This is a genomic window from Rhizobium sp. CBN3, assembly GCF_030518245.1.
In the GTDB taxonomy this organism is placed as follows: domain Bacteria; phylum Pseudomonadota; class Alphaproteobacteria; order Rhizobiales; family Rhizobiaceae; genus Rhizobium; species Rhizobium aethiopicum_A.
Genome location: NZ_JAULSE010000008.1, coordinates 1 through 19,384 on the forward strand (window position 1 = coordinate 1; position 19,384 = coordinate 19,384).

Below are 19,384 nucleotides of genomic sequence, written 5' to 3' on the forward strand. Positions count from 1 at the left end.
CGCTCCTCCCTTGCAACCCGGCTCAGCCGGTCGGATCGGGGGCTGAGCGTCAGTGCCAGCGTCGCATTTCTAATCGGTTGGCAGAGTCGCATTCCTAATCAGCTTTGACATGCACGCAGTACGGGAATTATTAATTGTCATTCCATTATAACGTGCGGAACGAAACGGGATAGATTGGCCGTTATACGCGAGCGGTCTTCGCGAACGGCAAGACCGCAGGCGCGATCACCGGCAACCCAGCTGCCGAGCACAGCAAAGCCGTTATCGCTTTCGAAAAGCGGGGCATAGGCCTGGATGACAAAACCTTCGTCGCCGTAATCGCCCGGTGCGGAAAACGCTTCCCGCCCGTCTCGAAAAATCGTGACGTTCTCGCCCTCGCGCGACAACAGTGGTTTGCGCACGTAGTCGGTCAAGGCCGAAGCCGCCGGATCATCGGTGAAATAACTCGGCAGCAGGTTGGGGTGATTGGGGTGGCGCTGCCAGAGCAGCGGCAGAAGCCCTTTGTTGGAGAGCACGGCCTTCCAGGCCGGTTCGACGAAAACATCGCCCGAACGGGCGAGTTCGCGGGCGAAAGGCTCGCGCAACATGAATTCCCATGGGTACAGCTTGAAGCAGCGGTCGATCACCCGATCCTTGAGGTCGGTGTAGCGGCCTTGCGCATCGATACCGATCTCCCGAATGTCCAGCAGCTCGACGCGATGGCCCGCCTGCACCGCACAGTCCATGAGGTAGACCGTCGTGCCGCGATCCTCCTCATTGTCGGTTATCGCGGCGAAATGGAAGATCGACTCCTTGGGAAATTGATCGAACGCCTCGACAAGACTCTCCTGCAGGAAATTATACTGGTCCGCATCTTTGGGGAGAACACCCAAAGCGATCTGATCGGTCAGCCAGTTGAACTGGAAATAGGCCGTCTCGAACACCGAGGTCGGGGTATCGGCGTTGTATTCGAGTAGCTTGGCCGGGCCACTGCCATCATATGCAAGATCGAACCGGCCGTAGAGGTGCCGGTCGCGGCGCTCCCAGGACCGCTGCACCACATCGCGCAGGTCCTCCGGAATGGCCAGCCTGTCGAGCGCCTCTTCACTGCTGACGATCTCGCCGACCAGATCCATGCACATATCATGCAGTTCCTGGCTCGGCTCCTCGATCTGCTTCTCGATCTCCTCGAGCGTGAACGTATAGGCGGCATCGTCGAGCCAGTAGGGCTCGCCATACATGACGTGAAATCCGAAGCCGACGGCCTGCGCCTTGTCACGCCAGTCAGGACGCGCCGGGAGCGTGATGCGCTTCATGTCAGCCGCCGAAACTGAAGGACGAACGGCCTCCGAAGCCCTGCCGGGCCACGGTGCGGGTATTGACGTTGACCGGCTTGACACTCTGGCGCGAGGGCGCGGTCACGCTGTCGATGCGCGTGCCACCCGAGCGAACGGTGGTTGTGACCGTCTGCCCCGAGCGATTGCGATAGATCGGTGTCGAGCCGTAATAGTAGCCGATTTCCTCCTGGCGCCGGCGATAATCGTAATAATCGCCAATGTTGTTGAGTGCCGAAGACAGCACGTAGCCGGCCAGGAACGGCACGAAGAAGCTGCCGCTTGCGCCGCTATTGTTGGGGACAGTGTTGGCCGGCTGTTCCGTGCACTGGCCAGCACCGTATTCGGCCTCGCAGGCGGCCATGCCGTTGAAACGTGGCGCGGTAGCGAGATGGGCGCGCATCGCATCCTGATAACTGGCCTGGCAGACCTGCCGATCCATGCCCGCCGCCACGCATTGGTCGACGGAGGTGAACATTATATCCGAAGGAGCCTCCTCGCCGCAGCCGGACAGCGCCAGGGTCGAGGCAGCGATGGTGCCAAGGGCCAGGAAAGGTCGCCTGTGCCCGCTCATGCGTCTGCGCATCTTTCCCTCCCTCAATAGGTCATGCAGGCGGCGTTGAGAATACCGACGACGAGCGCGATTCCACCGCCCCATATGCCCGCCGCGATTTCACCGGCAGTGATCTTTTCATGCAGGTCTTTCATCGTGAAGTTCGCGATGTAGAAAGCGAGGATCTGCGCCAGAGTGCCGATCACTGCCCATATGACGTAATCGACGACGCTGACGGAATTGGCTGCGGCAGAAGCCAGAGGCAGGCTGAAACCGACAAGCGCGCCCAAGAACGCGGTGACGGCCGCAAGATTGCCCGCCCGGATCAATTGGACCTCCTGTTGCGGCGTCAACCAGGTGTAGATCACCGCGAAAACGCCGTAGGCGGCGAGCCCGATGGCGAAATAACCAAGGAAAGCAGGCAGGCCCGCCACGTAGTCGAGCATCGAAAATGTCCTCCGTTGAAATTGACAGATCCCTCAGACGCGACGAACGTCGGCCGCAGCCAATCCATAACCGATCAGAAATTCCACCGAGCTGCCCGCCTGGGCCTGGCCGAGATCGAGGTCGCGCTCGACATTGATCAGAAGCATTTCCCGCGTCGAGCCAAGCGGGCGGTAATACAGCATGCAGGTCTGGTGGATGGAGCGCTGCGTTTCACCATCACTGACCCTCTCGACAAATTCCACCAGTTGCGCCCGTTCCGGGCCGTCGCCCCAGAACCGGTTATAGAGGATCCCGTCGGCATCATAGGATGGCTGGCCGATCAGGCCAGCCGGCCCGGTCCAGCGGTTCCATTCGCTCTGGCCGGCGGGGACAACGCTGTCCCAAGGCTGATAAAAGCTGATGTCGTCGATCGCCTCACCCGGCTTGCCCGACGCCGACATCACCTGAATCATCCGGTTCTCTTCATCGTAGTAGCGCGACAGAACGGTCGCGGCATCGAGCGAAACCTCCCCGTAGCCGGCAATGATGAACGGCCCGCTTCGCGGCAGCGGCATGGCCGGCTCGCCGCCCAAAGCATCGGCTTCGAGCGAGAGGAAATCGATCTCGAGCGCCCCGCCGATGGCCGCACTCAAGGGGCCGAGCTCTTCGGGTAAGGCCCCCTCGTTCTTGTTTCCGCCGAACCAGCCGATCATGTCACGTCTCCCATTCGAGCCCAGGCGATGGCAGCGGGATCTAGCCGAATTTCGCTGATGTAGTAAAGCGTCTCGCCGCCCCGCATCAGCGTCTCGTCCCGGCAATTAAGGTCCGTTACGCCGTGGCTCAGCATGCCGACGAGCGTCACATGATGCCGACGCTTGAGGCTTAAAAACATGTCGCCATAGGAGAGCGGCGTGTGCAAGGCCGGCACCGCCACGGAAAAGGCCGTGTCGGTGGAGGCAGCCGACAACAGCCGTGCGGCGATTTCCGAAGAACCCGGATCACGTGCGGAACGCGACAGAAGCTCCTCGGCGAGCGAACCCACCGCCTCGACACGCGGCCGACGCTGCTTGACCATCTGTGCTGTGCGGTCGTCGGCGAAATAGGCGACGATATGGGCTTTGGGCGCATGATCCTCGGCAATCAGCACCGCGGCCAGTGTTTCATCGTCATTTGCGCCGCGGGCGATGACTGCCCGCGCCTGGGCCACTCCGGCCCGCAGCAAAGCGTCGGCATCGGCAAGCCGTTCCGTGCGGACATAGTCAGCATAATTGCTGGCGGGATTTTCCGGCAGATCCTTGGCGACCAGAACCGTCATCGGTTCGTTGGCATGCCGTTCGGAGTGCAGCAGCCGCAACGTCTGGTACGTCTGGCCGTCTTGCCAACCCAAAACGACGATATGGCCGGTGCGTTCGCTGTAGTCACCCAATCCGCGCATGCGATTTCTCCAGATCGTACCGATCGCTGTCAACAACTTGCCAAGAACAGCGGTAAAGATGGCGATGCCGCCTGGCAGAACGACCAGGACAGTAATGATCCGGCCGAGGCCCGATTTTGGGGAAAGATCGCCATAACCGACAGTCGTTGCCGTAACCATGTAATAGTAAAGAAAGTCGACCGGATTGCCGACGAGATCACCTTCGCCGGCCAGCATAAAGAGCAGATAGGAAGCAACCAGATGCACAACGAGGATAATAACAAGGGCTGACCACGCCAATTCGCCAAGCGACAGATATACACGCCGCAGTAATGAAGCGATAAATGGCAAGCGATTCGCCCCCGTTGCTGCCCCCTACCCTACCGAAATTTATTTCGCGCGCCAGACCTTTAAGTTGTAAACCGATTACCCAGATATTCGCGACGCTCTAACCGATGGAGGACTTTTTGGAGACCTGGAGCCTTACCACTTTAACACGCCTGTTCGCGGCCGACCCGGAAGCGCTAGGGGATGTGGATGTAGCCGTGCCCGAACACGGGGACGTCATCTGCGTAACCCTCAAGGAAAGAGGCGATCTCGACGTCTTCGTCGCGGTGAGCGGAGAACGCGATATTCTTGTCAGTGTTGTCCTGGTGCCATGCAAGGAGGTGCCCAAGCGGGAGGCCTTCGAACGGATGGTTCTCAAGACGCACAAGTTCGTGCCGCTGTCGAGCTTCGGCATCACCACGATTGACGGTGATGAATGGTATGAATTGTTCGGCTCGCTGTCGGCACGCTCGTCGGCCGAGACCGTTGTCGAGGAAGTCGCCATTCTAGCTGCCAATGCGGTCGACGCGGCACATATGATTGAAGAATGGAAAAGCGGGGAGATTGCAGCGTGAGCACCTGGGGAAAGATTTTCACCGCCATTCGCGGCGGCATCAACGAGGCAGCGGAAGCGGCCGCCGACAGCCAGTCGATGCGCATTCTCGACCAGGAAATCCGCGATGCCGAACAGTCGCTGCGCCGGGCGCGATCCGATCTGGCCGGCATCATGGCATCGAACAAGAGCGTCATGCGCCGGCTTGAAGAAAACCGCACGAAGGAAGCCAAGGACACCGACAGCGCTCGCGCGGCGATCTCTGCGGGCCGCACGGATCTTGCGCAGGGTCTCGCGCAGCGCATTGCCACCATTCGCGCCGAAACGCAGCGAGACCAGGAAGAGCTCGATCGGCTGCTGCCCCGCCAGCAGCAGATGCTGCGCACGATCCAGGAAACCGAATCGCGGATCGCTCAGATGAAACGGGAGGTGGAGAATGTCAAAGCCAACGAGTCGCTGCTGCGCGCCCAGTCGGCGATTGCCCATAACCAGTCGGGCATCAATACCCGTCTCGGCAGCGCCGTCCAAAGCCTCGAACGTATCAAGAAGCGCCAGGAAATGACGGCCGGGCGCATCGAGGCCGGCGCGGAATTGGCAGCGCTGGAAAACGGCAGCGATCTCGATCGTCAGCTGCGCGAGGCCGGCATTGGCGGTTCGAGTGAATCGGCCGACGACATCCTTGCACAGCTGATGGCACCAAAGCACTCGGCCGAGCCCGTCTTGCTCCCCCCGCCCCCCGGCAACAAGAACTGACCATTGCCGGAGCGGCCGCCCGTCGAGAGATCGAAGACAGAGCGGCCGCACGTCGAACTCTGACGTTGCAGTCCGAGCAAGTCGAAGAATGTACGGCGCTGCCGGTGATCCGGTCAGGGGTTGCCGGCTAAGCGTGTGCGCCGACCGCGCGACGCCAGCACGATCCTGGATTTGGGCACTGATGCAGGTTGAATCGGAGCCCTTGCAGCGGGCGCCTCCCAATCAACTTGGGTGCAACGCGCATCAGCGGTTTTCGCCTTGCGCTTGCCGTCAAAGCACGCTAATTGGCGTTTGTAATGTTATTACATCACAAACCGGGCGCGAGTCGTGCCAGCCAATCAAAAGGGTTTCAGTGAATGAACAAGGCGATCACAACACTCAGATACGCACTGGCTGTAGCCGCAACATTAACATTTGCAGGAATGGCAGGCGCTGAGACATCTTCGGGAAACAATCACAGCCACAGCCATTCCCACGATCAACAGGGGTCGGTGTATCATGGGTATTTCGATGACGATCAGGTAAAGGCGCGTAAACTGTCGGACTGGGAAGGCGATTGGCAGTCCGTCTACCCCTATCTTGTCGATGGAACCTTGGATCCGGTGATGGCCGACAAGGCGAAACATGGCGACAAGAGCGCCGGGGAAAATCGCGCCTACTACGACACGGGATACAAGACCGACGTCGACCGCATCGTCATCAACGGAAAGAAGGTTACCTTTTTCCGCGGCAAGGACTCCGTCAGCGGAGACTACGAGACGGATGGGCACGAAATCCTCACCTACAAGAAGGGTAATCGAGGGGTTCGTTTCATCTTCAGGAAAAGCGCCGGCGATGACGCCGCACCTCGGTTCATCCAGTTCAGCGACCACATCGTCGCCCCGGAGAAGGCGGATCACTATCATCTCTATTGGGGCAATGACCGCGCCGCGCTACTGAACGAGGTCACCAACTGGCCGACCTATTACCCCGCGAGCCTGAGTGGGAAACAGATCGCCGAGGAGATGCTGAGCCACTGAACTAGTTGACCCCGAGGAACTGCTTCAACTCGGCAGTCTGCGGATCGGCGAAGACATCCTCCGGCCGGCCGGCTTCATGGACACGGCCCTGATGCATGAAAACGACGCGGCTGCAGACGTCGCGGGCGAACCTCATCTCGTGCGTGACCATCAGCAGCGTCATTCCCTCGGCGGCAAGTTCACGCACGACGGCCAGAACTTCGGCGACCAGTTCCGGATCGAGCGCCGAAGTAATCTCGTCGCAAAGAAGGGCGGTTGGCTGCATGGCGAGCGCGCGGGCGATGGCGACGCGCTGCTGCTGTCCGCCCGAGAGCTCGTCGGGATAGGCATCGAACCTGTGGCCCAGACCTACCCGCTCCAGCATCCTGCGGGCGGTCGCTTCCGCTTCGGCCTTGGGTGTCTTTTTGACCACCGTTTGCGACAGCATGACGTTGCCGCCGGCGGTCAGATGCGGAAAAAGATTGAATTGCTGAAAGATCATGCCGACCTTGAGGCGCAGCGCCTTCAGATGGACTTCGTCATCGAGAAGCTGTGCGCCGGCCACGGAGATGGAACCGCTGGTGATGGTCTCAAGACCGTTGATGCAGCGAAGCAGGGTCGATTTGCCCGAACCGCTCTTGCCGATAATGGCGATGACCTCGCCGGCTTCCACATTGAGGTTGATGCCTTTCAGTACCTCGTTGGATCCGTAGCTCTTGCGGACGTCAGTGATTTCGATGAGCGACATTGAGTTTTCTCTCCAGGATCTGGCTGCTTTTCGACAAGGGCCAGCAAAGGGCGAAATAGATGAGCGCGACAAGCCCGTAGACGGTGAAGGGCTGGAAGGTGGCATTGGTGACCACGGTGCCGGCCTTCGACAATTCGACGAAGCCGATGATCGAGGTCAGCGCCGTGCCCTTGATGATCTGAACGGAGAAACCAACGGTCGGCGGTATGGCGATCCTCAGCGCCTGCGGAAGGATGACGTAGCGCATCTGCTGCAGACGGCCCATGCCGAGGCTGGCGGAGGCTTCCCATTGCCCCTTCGCAACCGCTTCGACGCAGCCGCGCCAGATCTCGGTGAGAAAGGCGGCGCTCCATAGGATCAGCGCCAATCCCGCGGCAAGCCAGGCCGGGACGTCTATTCCAAAGAGGCCGAGACCAAAAAAGGCGATGAAGAGCTGCATCAGCAGCGGCGTACCCTGGAAGAGCTCGATGTAATATTTCGCGAATGCCCGGCCGGCCTTGCGCCTGCTGATACGCAGGAACAGCAGGCCCAGGCCGACCAGGCTGCCGCCGACGAACGAGACGAGCGAAAGAAGGATCGTCCAGCGGGTGGCGAGCAGCAGGTTGCGCAGAATGTCCCAGAGCGTGAACGTGATCATCGTGCTGCTCTCCTCGGGAAAATGAACCAGCCGATCAGGCCCAGCACCTGCCGCAGCAGGATCGCCAGCGCGAGATAGATTGATGTCGAGACGATGTAGGCCTCGAAGGCTCGGAAGGTTCGCGATTGGATGAAATTCGCGGCGAAGGTCAGATCCTCGGCGGCAATCTGCGATACGACCGCCGAGCCGAGCATGACGATGACCACCTGCGACGACAGCGCCGGCCAGATGCGCTGCAGCGACGGTACGAGCACGACGTGGCGGAAGGTCTCGAAGCGCGTCATGGCGAGGCTCTCGCCGGCCTCGAACTGGCCTTTCGGCGTTGCCTGGATGCCGGCGCGGATAATCTCGCAGCTATAGGCGCCAAGGTTGACGACCATCGCAAGGTTGGCGGCTGTCAATTCGGAAAGGTGGAGGCCGAGCGACGGCAGGCCAAAAAAGATGAAGAAAAGCTGGATCAGGAACGGGGTGTTGCGGATCAGTTCCACATAGGCCGCAATGACCGGCTTCAGCCAGACCCGGCCGAGCGCCCGCACCCAGGCGCAGACGATGCCGAGCGAAATGCCGAGCACACCGCCGATCGCGATAAGCTCCAGAGTGATCAGCACACCCTTGATGATCTCGGGATAATGTTGAAGCAGCCAGCCGAATTCGAAATGGTAGCTCAAGGAATGTCCCCTCTTGCGGTGACGGAGGGCATGTCATCCCGCGGAGGCGGGATGATATGCGCGAGACCCGGTTTCCTTACAGGTCGGACGGCAGACCGGCGCCGAGCCACTTTTGCGAAATGGCATTCAAGCTGCCATCGGCTTTGGCGGCGGCGACGATGCCGTTCACCTTCTCCAGAAGCGCGGACTGTTCCTTGTTGAGGCCGATGTAGCAGGGCGAGTTCTTGATGAGGAACTTCAGTTCAGGGCGTTTGGGAGGATTTTTGGCGAGAATCGCAGCCGCCACGACGTTGCCGGTGGCGATGATGTCGACCTGACCGGAGAGGAAGGCCGAGATAGTGCCGTTATTGTCCTCATAACGTTTGATCGTCGCATCGGCGGGGGCGATCTTCGTCAGCTCGAGATCCTCGACGGCGCCGCGCGTGACGCCGATGCTCTTGCCGGCGAGATCTTCCGCCTTGGCGACCGAAAGATCGGCCGGCCCGAACACGCCGTTGAAGAAGGGCGCATAGGCGACCGAGAAATCGATCACCTTTTCGCGCTCCGGGTTCTTGCCGAGGCTCGATATGACGAGATCGACCTTGTTCGTCTGCAGATAGGGGACGCGGTTGGCACTCGTGACCGGCACGAGCTCGGCTTTGACTCCAAGCTTTTCGGCAATGAGATTGGCCATGTCGATATCGTAGCCCATCGGCGCCATATCGGTACCGACGCTGCCGAAAGGCGGGAAATCTTGCGGGACTGCGACACGCAGCGTACCGCGCGCCGTGATGTCGGCGAGCGCATCGGCGTGAGACGGCGAGTTGAAGCTGAAAGTCGCGGCCAGGGCTGCGATTGCGAAGAAGATTCGTCTTGTCAGCATGTGTTCATTGCTCCTTTGAAGGTGTGATTTTTGGGTGTGGCTGCTGGGAAATGGAGGACGCGGTCCTGGGCGGAAGCGACAGCGAACTGCGCAGATCCGAAAGGGGATCCGGGCGCGTGGTGAGGTCGAGGCCCATTTCCACTTCATCAAGATGTTCGACGGAGAGCTGCGCAGCTCTGACGAAATCACCTGTCTGCATGGCTTGGAAAATACGGCAGTGCCCCTCGTGCGACTGCGCCGCATGAAATTCGGATTGATAGAGCATCGAAATGAGGATCGTCCTCGCGGTCAGGTCGCGCAGGATGTCAGCGATGATGGTGTTGCCGCTCAATTCCGCGATGCGGATATGGAAATCGCCCATCAAATAGGTCAGGCGCTGGCGGTCGCCCGCCGCCATCGCGTTCCGCTCCTCGTTCAGATGGGTAGCGAGAGCCTTGCATCCCTCCTCTGTCAGCACGGCCATGCTGCGCAGCAATCCCGCCTCGACGACACGCCTCGCCTCGTAGACGGCGATCGCATCCTCAGCGGACGGCTCGACGACGAACCAGCCGCGCCGGGGGCTGACATGCACGATGCCGCGCGTCTCCAGACGCATCATCGCTTCACGAACACGGGTTCGCGACACGCCGAAGAGCGCCGCCAGCTGATTTTCGCCAAGCCGCGTGCCCGGCCGGATCTTGGCAGAAAGGATCCCGGAGACGATCGTTGCCTCAATGGATTTCTGCGCGGTCTCGGATGTGTGGCTCTCTTGCATACAAGACAGGAAGCAAAGCCCGTGCCAAAAACCCCGCGCTCAGGCTTTTCAAACCGCCCCGGATTTTTGGTGGAAAATTTGCCTGCCGGGAATGCAGACTGAACGTAAATTGTGCAGGCGCTCTCCCTCCCCCGACATTGGCCCTCTGGCCGATGCCGCCGCTCAAGACCCCGCCCGACTTGAGGCGACGCCGGCGATCTGACGGGGCGAGCCCGCCATCGCCTTTTTAGTTGAAGCTGGAGGTTTTGAGAAATTCCGCCAACCGTTCGGTCTTCGGGCGCACGAACATTTCCTTGGGATCGCCCTCCTCGCAGATGATGCCCTGGTTCATGAAGATCACGCGGGACGAAACCTCGTAGGCGAAACGCATCTCATGGGTGACGAGCAGCATGGTCATGCCATCGGCGGCAAGCCCCTTGATCACCTGCAGCACTTCGCCCACCAGTTCCGGGTCGAGCGCGGAGGTCACCTCATCGAACAGCATCAGCCGCGGCGACATGGCGATGGCGCGGGCAATTGCGACACGCTGCTGCTGGCCGCCGGAGAGCTGTCCGGGATAATGGCTGGCGCGGGCGGCGAGGCCGACCCGGTCGAGCCATTTTTCAGCAATGATGCGGGCGTCCGGCTTCGTCATCTTCTTCACCTTGACGAGGCCGAGCATGACGTTTTCGGCAGCACTCATATGCGGGAAGAGATTGAACTGCTGAAAAGCCATGCCGGTCAGCGCGCGCTGGCGCGCAATCTCCTTCTCGCTCTTGCGCCGCCGCGTCGCGCCGTCGACGTGATAGCCGATCTCCTCGCCGTCGAGTCTGATCGTGCCGCCCTGGAATTCCTCGAGCATGTTGACGCAGCGCAGCAAGGTGGTCTTGCCGGAGCCGGACGAGCCGATGATGGAGATGACCTCGCCTTCCTGCACGGCGCAATCGACGCCCTTGAGAACTTCGTGGACACCGTAAGTCTTGCGCAGACCCTTGATGTCGAGAATGGTCTTGGCCATCGGGAAGTCTCCTCAGGACGGCAGGGCGGTCTTGCGCTCGACATATTTGCCGAAGTGCTCGATGCCGTAGTTGACGATGAAATAGAGACCGCCGGCCAGAAAATAGAACTGGAGGCTCATGAAATTGCGGGAAATGATCTCTTGCGTGCGCAGGAGAAGCTCCGCGACGCCGATGACGGAGAGCAGCGTCGAGGCCTTCACCATCTCAGCCGCCGTATTCACCCAGGCCGGCAGACACTGGCGCATGGCCTGCGGCCACAGCACCGAGGTGAACGTCTGGGTAAAGGTTAGGCCGATCGCCTTGGCGGCTTCGGTCTGACCCTTCGGGATCGCCTGAAGCGCGCCGCGCACGATTTCGCCGACATGGGAAGAGCAGAAGATGGCAAGGGCGAGGACGCCAGCGGAGAACGGTCCGAGATCGAGACCGACCGCGGCGGAGACGTAATAGCTTGCCAGCACGAGCACGAGCACCGGTGTGCCGCGGATGATATCCGTATAGGCACGCACGAGGAGACGTAAGACAATGCCGCCGTAAACCAGTGCCAGGCCGACAAAAACGCCGAGAACGGAGCCGGCGAGAATGGCCAGCAGCGAGATCGACACGGTCATGGCCATGCCGTTCATGATGACGTAGCGGGCGATCCAGAGTTGTTCGAGAAAGGTGTGAGACATCGGAACTATCTCGGCAGGGCCAGACGGCGCTCAATGAGGCGCATCAAGGCGGCGATGAGGAAACAGGTCGCGACATAGAGGGCTGATGTAACCAGCCATGTTTCTATGACGCGGAAGCTCTCGACATTGATCTTGCGGGCGGCAAAGGTCAGCTCTGGCACGGCGATCGCGGCGGCGAGCGAGGTGTCCTTGAAGAGCGAGATGATCGTCGAGGAGAGCGATGGCAGCACGTTGCGCAGCATCAGCGGGGCGATGATCGAGCTGCGGATCTGCATTGCCGTCAGGCCGATGGCGAGCCCGGCTTCCGTCAGTCCTCTCGGGATCGACAGCAGTCCGGCGCGGAACACCTCGGCCAGATAGGCGCCGGAATAGAGCGAGAGAACCAGCACGAAGCTCTTCATCTTGTCGAGGCGCAAGCCCATCTGCGGCAGCGCGAAAAAGGCGAAAAGCACCAGGACGAGAATCGGCAGATTGCGAATGACGGTGACGTAGACGCGCGCCGGCGCGAGCGCGAAGCGGCTCCTCGACGTCAGCGCGAAAGCCACGATAAGGCCGATTGCGGCCCCGATCAGGATCGAGATCACGGCAAGGCCGAGGCTGAGAGCAAGTCCGCTTAAGAGAAAGTCGAAATTGCGCCAGACGGCAGCGAAATTCAGCGTGTAACCCATGCGGGTCCTTTCAGACCGGAGCATGATGCCGAACGTGCAAGCGGTTCGAACGGCGTCATCCTCTAACCATTCACTTCAGAACCGGAAGATAGGCCGACCAGACCTAAATCATTCCGTTCCAGCGGAGCGGGATTAAACTCCCGCCCCGCATGGCGGTTACTTGAATTCGACCGGAAAACCGATCTGCGGCGGCGTCAGATCTTTGCCGAACCAGGTCTTGTAGGATTTGGCGTAAAAGTCGAAGTCGACACCGGTCATCGCTTCGTGAAGAGCGGTGTTGACGAAGTTCAGCCAATCCTGATCACCGCGCTTGACGGCGCAGGCATAGGTCTGTGGGTTCCAGCCGTAGCCGGCGTCCTTGTAGCGGCCCTGGTTCTGCGTCATGTACCAGGCGAGCGACGACTGGTCCGTGGCGGCGGCATCGGCGCGCCCCGACTCCAGCGCCTGATAGATCAGGTCGACGGATTCATACTGGTCGACGGTCGCCTCCGGCAATGCGGCGTGCACCATAGCTTCGGCATAGACGTTCTGGAGAACCGAGATGGTGACCGAGGAGCCGGCAGCCTTCAGGGCGGCATAATCGGCATATTTTCCGTCCGCCTTGAGCATCAGGCCGACGCCCTCACGATAATAGGGAATGGTGAAGGCAACCTGCTGGGCGCGTTCGCCCGTAACAGTCATGAACTGGCAGGTGATATCGACCTTATCGGTGGTGATGTTCGGAATGCGGGCGTCCGACGACTGGTTGACATATTCGATCTTATCCGGATCGCCGAACAGAGCCTTGGCGACGATGTGGCCCATATCGACATCGAAGCCCTGAAGCTTGTCGTCCGCGCTCTTGAAGTGCCAGGGCGCATTGGTGCTGCCTGTGCCGAGCACGAGATGGCCGCGGGCCAGCACTTCGTCGAGCTTGCTGCCCTCGGCGAGCACAGGCGTCGACACCAGGGCGGCGACGGCCAGCGACATCAGGCCGGCGCGAAAGGAAATGATCATGGCGTTCCCCTTGTAGATGTTTCGATGATCCAATATACTGGACATCTGTCTGTTTTATTGGATTTCGATATCAAGTGCCATCGGCGGTGAATTGTCAATGGGGCATGCCGAAAAAACGCGCAGCAGAGTGCTTGGCGATTTTTTTGGCAGCGCAGCATTTTCCGGTTGGTTTTCGGTAGCGCTCGCAGCAGCGCCGACAGCCTCTGGCGGCAGGATATAGGAAGCGGAAGACCTTCAGGCACCGCAACAGGCGTCATCGCCGCGCAGACCGGCGTGCACACGAACATTCACAGGGCCTTGATGGATTTAGCCACGCGGTCTCTTTTTTGAAGGGGCGTTACCCGCCGGAGAAGCGACTCAGCCGCTTTTCAATTGTGCCATCGCAAGCAGCGTATCGGCGCTGATCGTCGCCGAGCCGGTCAGGATGGAAAGCGCCGTCGATGTGGTGCCGGTGCCGTTGACCATGTCGTACATGGCGGTAAAGCGCTTGATCAGATCGGCGACCTTGTCCGGATCGGCGAGGTCCTTGATGTCGATGAAATTCTCGATCATCTCGGCCTGCTTGTCGACGTCCATATTCGAGACATAGCTGGACAGGTTGAAGCTCGTGGTGAAAAATTCGAACAGCGCGCTGTCGCCCAAAATGTCATAGGCACTCGAAATTTCAGGCGCCTTGCGTTCGAAATAGAGTGCGAGGCGCACGCCGGTGTTGCTGTCACCCTGATCATCCTCGAGCGTCAGCCTGACATAGGCGTCGACCGTTTCCAAGACGTCGCCGCGCTGCTGCACCGCCCCGCTGGGATCGGCCGAGATATTTCCGTCCTGGTCAAAATTGAACGAGCCGACCAGTTCGGCGAAGCGGTTGTCTTCGAGCTTGTTGACGTAGCTGTCCTCGTCGTCGAGGTCGGAGGAAAACATCTTCTCCAGATCTTCCGACGTGACGTCCTCCGGATCCAAGCCCTTCGCCTCGAGCGCAAAGGCAACCAGCCGGTCGTCGGCGAGAAACTCGCTGGCAGAGGTGATCGTCGCCATCTGGTCGCGGAAATAGGTGATCTCCTCGTCCGCGGCGTCGGTCGCCTCGGTGAGTTCGTCGCCTTCGAGATATCGGATCTTGTTCTGCTTGTAATAGGCGGCATAGTCGTCGACGACGGATTCCGACATCGCCTGCAGCGGGACATTCACATCGCCTTCGCTGTCGAAGTTGAAGGCATTGCGAAACGCCTCGAACCGATCATCCTGCAAGCTGTTGACATAGCTCTTCGGATCGCTGGGATCACTTTCGAGGATCTTCCGGACTTCGCTTTTCGAGACCTCGCCGGAGTCTATGCCAAATGCCCGCAGCGCCATCTCCCATAATTCAGGAAGATCGTCGTTGTCGTCATCGTCATCATCGCCGTTCGACACCAGGAAATCGTCGATCGAGGTGACGCTGGCAATGCGCGTCGTATAATTGTCGACCGCATCTTCCGTGTCGGTGTTTGCGATCAGCACCTGGTAGTTTTCATCGAAGGCCGCCGTGGTCGCGGCCGTCTGTTCTGACGTCTGGGCCGTGTCGCCGTCGGCAAGCGCGCCGTCCTCATCGAAATTGAAGGCGTCGTGCAGGTCGGACAAGCCAATCGCGTCGGCGGTGTCGGCGCTTTTCAGGGCCGCGGAAATGAAGTTGTCTGTTTCGGTGTCGGAAAGACCGTAGGCCGTTCTGAGATAGGACACCAGCTTCTCGTCGCTCATTAATTGATCGACGGAGGTGATGTTTCCGATCTGAGCAGCGAAATAAGTATCATAAGCCTCCCCGGTCTCCGTGGAAGCGATCGTCGACGAGGCCACGGCATAAGCGCTTGTCACCAGCGATAGCTGGTCTTCCGACATCACCTCGCCGTCGACCGAGCCGTCCTCGCTGAAATTGAAGGCCTTTGCCAGGCTGACATAGACATCGTCGTCGAGCTGGTTGACGAAACTCTCGGAGTCGTCGAGATCGCTCGTCAGAACATTCTTCAGAAAGCTAGTCGAAGTATATTCGGTGCTGAGGCCGAAAGCCGTCAGCACATAGTTCTTCAGCCGCGAACTCGACAGCAAATCGTCGACCGATGTGATCGACGAGATATTCTCCTCGAAATAATCGGTCTCATCCTCGATGTTCTCGGCTTCGGTATCGAAGGAGTCTTCGTAAGCATCGAGCAGGCTGTCCCGCTGCGCATCCGATTGCGCCGTCTTCGTCTCGCCGGAGAATTTGAAGGCGGCGGCGAACTCGGCATAACGACCGTCGCTCAAGCTGTTGGCGAAGCTCGATGAATCGCTGAGGTCGCTCTCCAGTACCTTCTTCATGAAGGCTTTGGCATAGGTCATGTCTTCGAGGCCGTAGGCCTTCATGGCGTAGGAATAGAGCTTGTAATCGCTCATGAATTCATCGACGGTGGTGACCTTGTCGATGTTTTCCTTGTAATAGGCGCTGTCGCGAGCAACCGTTGCCTGTGAAGCCACGCTGGAGAGACTGGCGTTCAGATTCCGCGCGACCGCGAGATAGCTTACATAGGTGGAAACCAACGTCCGTCCTCTTCATAGACGCGTCAACGCGCGCGAAAGCCTGCCGGCCGCCACGGTGGAATTTTTCGTCTTTACGGGAATGTCGTCGCCGGTCATGGCGAAGCACAGCCACTTACATGTGGCCGAATCGACTTAATGGAACCCTATAGTTCTATAAATTATTCAATCGGGAATTGGAAGCTTGAAATGGAGGGATCTCCACCACCAGTTCAAGCGGCCCCCACGCCGGCGGCGAAGATCGCGATGCAGCGGTTAAGATGGGCAAGCATCAGGGCCCGGTCGGGCCAGGCTTGCACGCGGCCTTCCGGCGGGCCCATGCCGCCAAAGATCATATCCATCAGCATTCGGGCGCCGCTCTCCGGATCGTCCAGCGACAGCCTGCCTTCCGCCCGGCGATCGCTTAGCCAGTCGGCGAGATGCTGCCGGCTGGCGAGTATGCCTTCGCGCTGGAGAATGTCGATAAGCTCGGGAAACTGCGCGGCTTCGCGAAAGACAAGCTGCAGGAAGCCGGCGCGTTCCGCATCCGTCTCCTCATCCATGTCGATCATGAAGATACGTTCGAGGCTCTCGGCGATCGGAATCCCTTCGGCAGGCCTCGGCAGGTCGAGCATCAGCCGCCGATGCGCGCCGACGACGGCGGCAAACAGCTCTTCCTTGCTCTGAAACAGCTTGTAGAGCGTCTGCTTGGAAACACCCGCCTCCGAAGCGACGACCGCGGTCGTGCTTCCGGCATAGCCGTATTTTACGAAAACGCGGCGGGCGACTTCGACGATATGCGTGCGCTTATCTTCGTCGCTGGAGACTTTCGGCCGGCCTCTTCTGCGCGGCTCGTCTGCGGGCTCGTCGACAATATCCATGACGATCAGACCGCCATGCCGAAACGCATGCCGACAATCCTGAAAAGCAGCCTGTTATTTCTGAGGGATGATTTTTTCGGTTGTGGCATTAGCAATTTCGATTTAGAGAACTCATAAGTTCTGTAATGCGTTGCATCCCCACCCTCTAGCGATGGAGCGCTTATGACGACCATTTCGGCCGCCACGTCAGTCTCTTCCTATTCCTATAGCAAGAGCTCGACATCCGCATCCCAGGACATCCTATCCTGTAGTACGGTTTCAGCGAAAAAATCAACCACAAGCGGGCAGCTCGACGACGACTCGTCCAGCAGTGCCGACAAACTGATGGCCCAGTTGATGACGCTGGCAATGAACCGTTTCGGCCAGTCCGGCGCCACCGGCGAAGGGGACGGCGACACAGGCATGGATGTTGCTGATCTGGATACCGACGGCGACGGCTATGTGAGCAAGGCCGAGTTCGTCGCGGCCCGGCCGTCCGATGTCAACGAGGATCAGGCCGGAACGCTGTTCGACAGCTTTGACAGCGAAGGCGCCGGTTCGCTGTCGGTCGATGCACTCGCCGAGGCGATGTCCGCTCAGCGGTCGGAACGTCCCGATGGCCCGCCCCCGCCAGGCGACGATGATCAGCTGACGTCCATGCTCTCCGATCTCGATACCGACGGCGACGGACTCGTCAGCAAGGCCGAATTCGTCGCAGGCCGTCCGTCCGATGTCAGCGAAGATCAGGCAGGAACGCTATTCGACAGCTTTGACAGTGAGGGCGCAGGTTCGCTGTCGGTCGATGCGCTGACCGAGGCCATGTCCGCCCAACAGTCGGAACGTCCCCAAGGACCGCCGCCGTCCGAGGACGAAGACCAGTTCGCCTCCCTGCTTTCCGATCTCGATACGAATGGCGATGGGGTGGTGAGCCTCGACGAATTCATGTCCGGCAAGCCTGACGATGTCACTGAAAGCCAGGCAAGCCAGCTCTTCGATCTGCTCGACACCTCAAGCACGGGCTTACTGTCCACAAAGTTTGCGGCCTGACGCGGCAAGCAGTCGTCGCCATGCGGTTTCTGGAGGACTGCAATGGCGACGGTGTGAAGCGGCCCGGCAGTTGAGCCGGCAGAGCCTTCGGCCGGGCCGCTTCTTATTACTCGAATGGTGCGCGGTATCAGGCGCACGATGTCACACGCTCGGATGAACCGACGCGACGAGAGCCATCACGGGGTCAGTCCAGACAATCAGATCATCGACCGGAGCCGGCCTATGCCCGGCGCCTGACGATGTCTTGCGCCCGCAATCCGGGCCCTGGAAGCCTGTCGTCACATGGCATGTTCCCAAACCTTTAAGGATCGAGCCATGAGCATTTTTGGAAGCATGAAAACCGCCGTCTCCGGCATGAGCGCGCAGGCAAACCGGCTGAGCACGGTTTCCGACAACATCGCCAATGCCGACACCGTCGGCTACAAGGCCGTTTCCACCTCCTTTTCGTCGCTGGTCCTGCCCTCTTCCTCGGGCAATTACAATTCCGGCGGCGTCCAGACATCCGTACGCCAGGCGATTTCTGAGCAGGGCGACATTTCCTACACGACCTCCGAATACGATCTCGCGATTTCGGGAGACGGGTTCTTCATCGTCGAAAGCGCCGACGGCACGCCGGTGCTGACCAGGGCCGGCGACTTCTCGGTCGACAGCGACGGCAATCTCGTCAACAGCGCCGGCTACACGCTGATGGGATATTCCTATGATTCAGGCGTTCCGGCGGTTGTCGTCAACGGCTTCGACGGGCTGGTGCCGGTCAACGTATCCCAATCTGGCCTGAGCGCGATCGCTTCGACGAGCGCCTATTTCAGCGGCAACCTGAATTCCGAGGCGACCGTCGTCACCGATACGACGACGCTGCCGAGCGCCAACACGTCAGGCGTCACGGACGATACGCAGAAGATGTCGCTGGTTGCCTATGACAGCCTCGGCGCCACCGTCCAGTACGACTATTACTTCACCAAGACGGGTGTCACGACCGATGTGAGCGGCGCGGTCACCGGCAGCACGTGGGAAGTCGCGGTGTATCGCAATGCCGATGCCGCGACCGGCGGCACGACCTCCTTCCCCTACTCCTCCAGCGCGGTCAGCGTCGCGACACTCTCCTTCGACGCCGACGGCCAGCTGACGTCTGCGACCGACACCGACATCGTCGATCCGGTGACGGCAAAGACGATCACCATGGACTATTCGGACTTCACCCAGCTTGCCTCCGACTTCTCGGCGACAGGTTCCGCCGACGGCCAGGCCGCAAGCGCGGTGAGCTCAGTCTCGATCGGCACGGACGGCGTGGTGTCGGTCTCCTATGCCAACGGCACGACGAAATCCCTCTACCAGATCCCTCTCGCGACGGTCGCAAGCCCCGACAACCTGACCCTGCTCAGCGGCAACGTCTACACCGCCAACGGCATGTCCGGCGTCACCGTCACCGGCTTTCCGCAGACGAACGGGCTCGGCTCCATCCAGTCCGGCGCGCTCGAAAGCTCGAATGTCGATCTCGCCGGCGAATTGACGGAGATGATCGAGGCGCAGCGCAGCTACACCGCCAATTCGAAGGTGTTTCAGACCGGCTCCGACATCATGGATGTCCTCGTCAACCTGAAGCGATAGAGGGAACGTCTGG

Annotated in this window: 21 protein-coding genes; 5 read left to right on the forward strand and 16 right to left on the reverse strand. The window is 60.0% G+C overall.

The genetic code is table 11. The features are described from left to right. Positions 1-137: 137 nt before the first annotated feature. Genes QWJ46_RS13875 through QWJ46_RS13895 form a run of 5 tightly spaced genes read right to left on the reverse strand, consistent with a single transcriptional unit; the run spans position 138 to position 4,057 of the window. Complete coding sequence (locus QWJ46_RS13875; protein WP_184456591.1) at positions 138-1,295, reverse strand: glutathionylspermidine synthase family protein; 1,158 nt, start codon at positions 1,293-1,295, stop codon at positions 138-140. A 1-nt stretch (position 1,296) separates the two neighbouring features. After that, a complete protein-coding gene (locus QWJ46_RS13880) occupies positions 1,297-1,899 on the reverse strand; it encodes a DUF1190 domain-containing protein (RefSeq protein WP_184456589.1) in 603 nt (200 codons plus the stop codon). Between the two features lie 11 nt (positions 1,900-1,910). Beyond that, complete coding sequence (locus QWJ46_RS13885) at positions 1,911-2,312, reverse strand: DUF350 domain-containing protein (RefSeq protein ID WP_085781593.1); 402 nt, start codon at positions 2,310-2,312, stop codon at positions 1,911-1,913. Between the two features lie 33 nt (positions 2,313-2,345). Then, positions 2,346-3,005, reverse strand: a complete 660-nt coding sequence (locus tag QWJ46_RS13890) for a DUF2491 family protein (protein WP_184456587.1) — start codon at positions 3,003-3,005, stop codon at positions 2,346-2,348. After that, positions 3,002-4,057: an ion channel gene (locus QWJ46_RS13895; protein ID WP_184456585.1), complete on the reverse strand. Its 1,056-nt coding sequence runs from the start codon at positions 4,055-4,057 to the stop codon at positions 3,002-3,004. Before QWJ46_RS13895 ends, QWJ46_RS13890 begins: the two co-directional genes overlap by 4 nt. 104 nt (positions 4,058-4,161) lie before the next feature. On the opposite strand from QWJ46_RS13895, the gene QWJ46_RS13900 reads away from it, so the two are divergent. The 3 genes from QWJ46_RS13900 (at position 4,162) to QWJ46_RS13910 (ending at position 6,358) form a co-directional block, all read left to right on the forward strand. Continuing rightward, a complete protein-coding gene (locus QWJ46_RS13900) occupies positions 4,162-4,608 on the forward strand; it encodes a YjfI family protein (RefSeq protein WP_368046084.1) in 447 nt (148 codons plus the stop codon). Then, the gene (locus tag QWJ46_RS13905; protein ID WP_184456581.1) at positions 4,605-5,339 is read left to right on the forward strand and encodes a PspA/IM30 family protein; all 735 of its coding nucleotides are present in this window, start codon (positions 4,605-4,607) and stop codon (positions 5,337-5,339) included. The genes QWJ46_RS13900 and QWJ46_RS13905 overlap by 4 nt, the downstream gene beginning before the upstream one ends. A 356-nt stretch (positions 5,340-5,695) precedes the next feature. Further along, positions 5,696-6,358 (forward strand): metal-binding protein ZinT, encoded by a 663-nt coding sequence (locus tag QWJ46_RS13910; protein ID WP_184456579.1) that lies wholly within the window; start codon positions 5,696-5,698, stop codon positions 6,356-6,358. A gap of 1 nt (position 6,359) precedes the next feature. Here the strand turns inward: QWJ46_RS13910 and QWJ46_RS13915 are convergent, their stop codons facing one another. The 11 genes from QWJ46_RS13915 to QWJ46_RS13965 form a co-directional block, all read right to left on the reverse strand. Next, positions 6,360-7,085, reverse strand: a complete 726-nt coding sequence (locus QWJ46_RS13915) for an amino acid ABC transporter ATP-binding protein (protein ID WP_302751658.1) — start codon at positions 7,083-7,085, stop codon at positions 6,360-6,362. After that, on the reverse strand, positions 7,063-7,722 hold the full coding sequence (locus QWJ46_RS13920; protein WP_184456575.1) for an amino acid ABC transporter permease: 660 nt from the start codon (positions 7,720-7,722) through the stop codon (positions 7,063-7,065). The genes QWJ46_RS13915 and QWJ46_RS13920 overlap by 23 nt, the downstream gene beginning before the upstream one ends. Then, complete coding sequence (locus QWJ46_RS13925; RefSeq protein ID WP_302751660.1) at positions 7,719-8,390, reverse strand: amino acid ABC transporter permease; 672 nt, start codon at positions 8,388-8,390, stop codon at positions 7,719-7,721. Before QWJ46_RS13925 ends, QWJ46_RS13920 begins: the two co-directional genes overlap by 4 nt. Before the next feature lie 76 nt (positions 8,391-8,466). Continuing rightward, positions 8,467-9,252 carry a transporter substrate-binding domain-containing protein gene (locus QWJ46_RS13930; RefSeq protein ID WP_302751662.1) on the reverse strand — a complete coding sequence of 262 codons (786 nt, stop codon included), beginning with the start codon at positions 9,250-9,252 and terminating at the stop codon, positions 8,467-8,469. 4 nt (positions 9,253-9,256) lie between these two features. Then, positions 9,257-10,006 carry a GntR family transcriptional regulator gene (locus QWJ46_RS13935; protein WP_302751664.1) on the reverse strand — a complete coding sequence of 250 codons (750 nt, stop codon included), beginning with the start codon at positions 10,004-10,006 and terminating at the stop codon, positions 9,257-9,259. Positions 10,007-10,232: 226 nt separating this feature from the next. Continuing rightward, positions 10,233-11,003 carry an amino acid ABC transporter ATP-binding protein gene (locus QWJ46_RS13940; RefSeq protein WP_302751665.1) on the reverse strand — a complete coding sequence of 257 codons (771 nt, stop codon included), beginning with the start codon at positions 11,001-11,003 and terminating at the stop codon, positions 10,233-10,235. 12 nt (positions 11,004-11,015) lie between these two features. Beyond that, complete coding sequence (locus tag QWJ46_RS13945) at positions 11,016-11,675, reverse strand: amino acid ABC transporter permease (RefSeq protein WP_184456566.1); 660 nt, start codon at positions 11,673-11,675, stop codon at positions 11,016-11,018. A gap of 5 nt (positions 11,676-11,680) precedes the next feature. Then, a complete protein-coding gene (locus tag QWJ46_RS13950; RefSeq protein ID WP_184456564.1) occupies positions 11,681-12,343 on the reverse strand; it encodes an amino acid ABC transporter permease in 663 nt (220 codons plus the stop codon). Between the two features lie 156 nt (positions 12,344-12,499). Next, positions 12,500-13,339 (reverse strand): transporter substrate-binding domain-containing protein, encoded by an 840-nt coding sequence (locus QWJ46_RS13955; RefSeq protein ID WP_184456562.1) that lies wholly within the window; start codon positions 13,337-13,339, stop codon positions 12,500-12,502. Between the two features lie 357 nt (positions 13,340-13,696). After that, on the reverse strand, positions 13,697-15,880 hold the full coding sequence (locus QWJ46_RS13960) for a DUF1217 domain-containing protein (RefSeq protein ID WP_302751667.1): 2,184 nt from the start codon (positions 15,878-15,880) through the stop codon (positions 13,697-13,699). A gap of 209 nt (positions 15,881-16,089) precedes the next feature. After that, entirely contained in the window at positions 16,090-16,737 is a 648-nt protein-coding gene (locus QWJ46_RS13965) for a TetR/AcrR family transcriptional regulator (RefSeq protein WP_302751669.1), read from the reverse strand. A gap of 162 nt (positions 16,738-16,899) precedes the next feature. Between QWJ46_RS13965 and QWJ46_RS13970 the strand changes: the two genes are divergently transcribed. After that, positions 16,900-17,763, forward strand: a complete 864-nt coding sequence (locus tag QWJ46_RS13970; RefSeq protein ID WP_302751670.1) for an EF-hand domain-containing protein — start codon at positions 16,900-16,902, stop codon at positions 17,761-17,763. Between the two features lie 315 nt (positions 17,764-18,078). Then, the gene (locus tag QWJ46_RS13975; protein ID WP_302751671.1) at positions 18,079-19,371 is read left to right on the forward strand and encodes a flagellar hook protein FlgE; all 1,293 of its coding nucleotides are present in this window, start codon (positions 18,079-18,081) and stop codon (positions 19,369-19,371) included. The last annotated feature ends 13 nt before the right edge of the window (positions 19,372-19,384 follow it).

What these genes read in the sequence shown, in the direction of transcription:
- QWJ46_RS13975 (WP_302751671.1), top strand. Translation starts at nt 18,079, where the DNA reads ATGAGCATTTTTGGAAGCATGAAAACCGCCGTCTCCGGCATGAGCGCG.
- QWJ46_RS13900 (WP_368046084.1), top strand. Translation starts at nt 4,162, where the DNA reads ATGGAGGACTTTTTGGAGACCTGGAGCCTTACCACTTTAACACGCCTG.
- QWJ46_RS13935 (WP_302751664.1), bottom strand. Translation starts at nt 10,006, where the DNA reads ATGCAAGAGAGCCACACATCCGAGACCGCGCAGAAATCCATTGAGGCA.
- QWJ46_RS13970 (WP_302751670.1), top strand. Translation starts at nt 16,900, where the DNA reads ATGACGACCATTTCGGCCGCCACGTCAGTCTCTTCCTATTCCTATAGC.
- QWJ46_RS13875 (WP_184456591.1), bottom strand. Translation starts at nt 1,295, where the DNA reads ATGAAGCGCATCACGCTCCCGGCGCGTCCTGACTGGCGTGACAAGGCG.
- QWJ46_RS13915 (WP_302751658.1), bottom strand. Translation starts at nt 7,085, where the DNA reads ATGTCGCTCATCGAAATCACTGACGTCCGCAAGAGCTACGGATCCAAC.
- QWJ46_RS13885 (WP_085781593.1), bottom strand. Translation starts at nt 2,312, where the DNA reads ATGCTCGACTACGTGGCGGGCCTGCCTGCTTTCCTTGGTTATTTCGCC.
- QWJ46_RS13910 (WP_184456579.1), top strand. Translation starts at nt 5,696, where the DNA reads ATGAACAAGGCGATCACAACACTCAGATACGCACTGGCTGTAGCCGCA.
- QWJ46_RS13930 (WP_302751662.1), bottom strand. Translation starts at nt 9,252, where the DNA reads ATGCTGACAAGACGAATCTTCTTCGCAATCGCAGCCCTGGCCGCGACT.
- QWJ46_RS13950 (WP_184456564.1), bottom strand. Translation starts at nt 12,343, where the DNA reads ATGGGTTACACGCTGAATTTCGCTGCCGTCTGGCGCAATTTCGACTTT.
- QWJ46_RS13945 (WP_184456566.1), bottom strand. Translation starts at nt 11,675, where the DNA reads ATGTCTCACACCTTTCTCGAACAACTCTGGATCGCCCGCTACGTCATC.
- QWJ46_RS13965 (WP_302751669.1), bottom strand. Translation starts at nt 16,737, where the DNA reads ATGGATATTGTCGACGAGCCCGCAGACGAGCCGCGCAGAAGAGGCCGG.
- QWJ46_RS13955 (WP_184456562.1), bottom strand. Translation starts at nt 13,339, where the DNA reads ATGATCATTTCCTTTCGCGCCGGCCTGATGTCGCTGGCCGTCGCCGCC.
- QWJ46_RS13890 (WP_184456587.1), bottom strand. Translation starts at nt 3,005, where the DNA reads ATGATCGGCTGGTTCGGCGGAAACAAGAACGAGGGGGCCTTACCCGAA.
- QWJ46_RS13880 (WP_184456589.1), bottom strand. Translation starts at nt 1,899, where the DNA reads ATGCGCAGACGCATGAGCGGGCACAGGCGACCTTTCCTGGCCCTTGGC.
- QWJ46_RS13920 (WP_184456575.1), bottom strand. Translation starts at nt 7,722, where the DNA reads ATGATCACGTTCACGCTCTGGGACATTCTGCGCAACCTGCTGCTCGCC.
- QWJ46_RS13940 (WP_302751665.1), bottom strand. Translation starts at nt 11,003, where the DNA reads ATGGCCAAGACCATTCTCGACATCAAGGGTCTGCGCAAGACTTACGGT.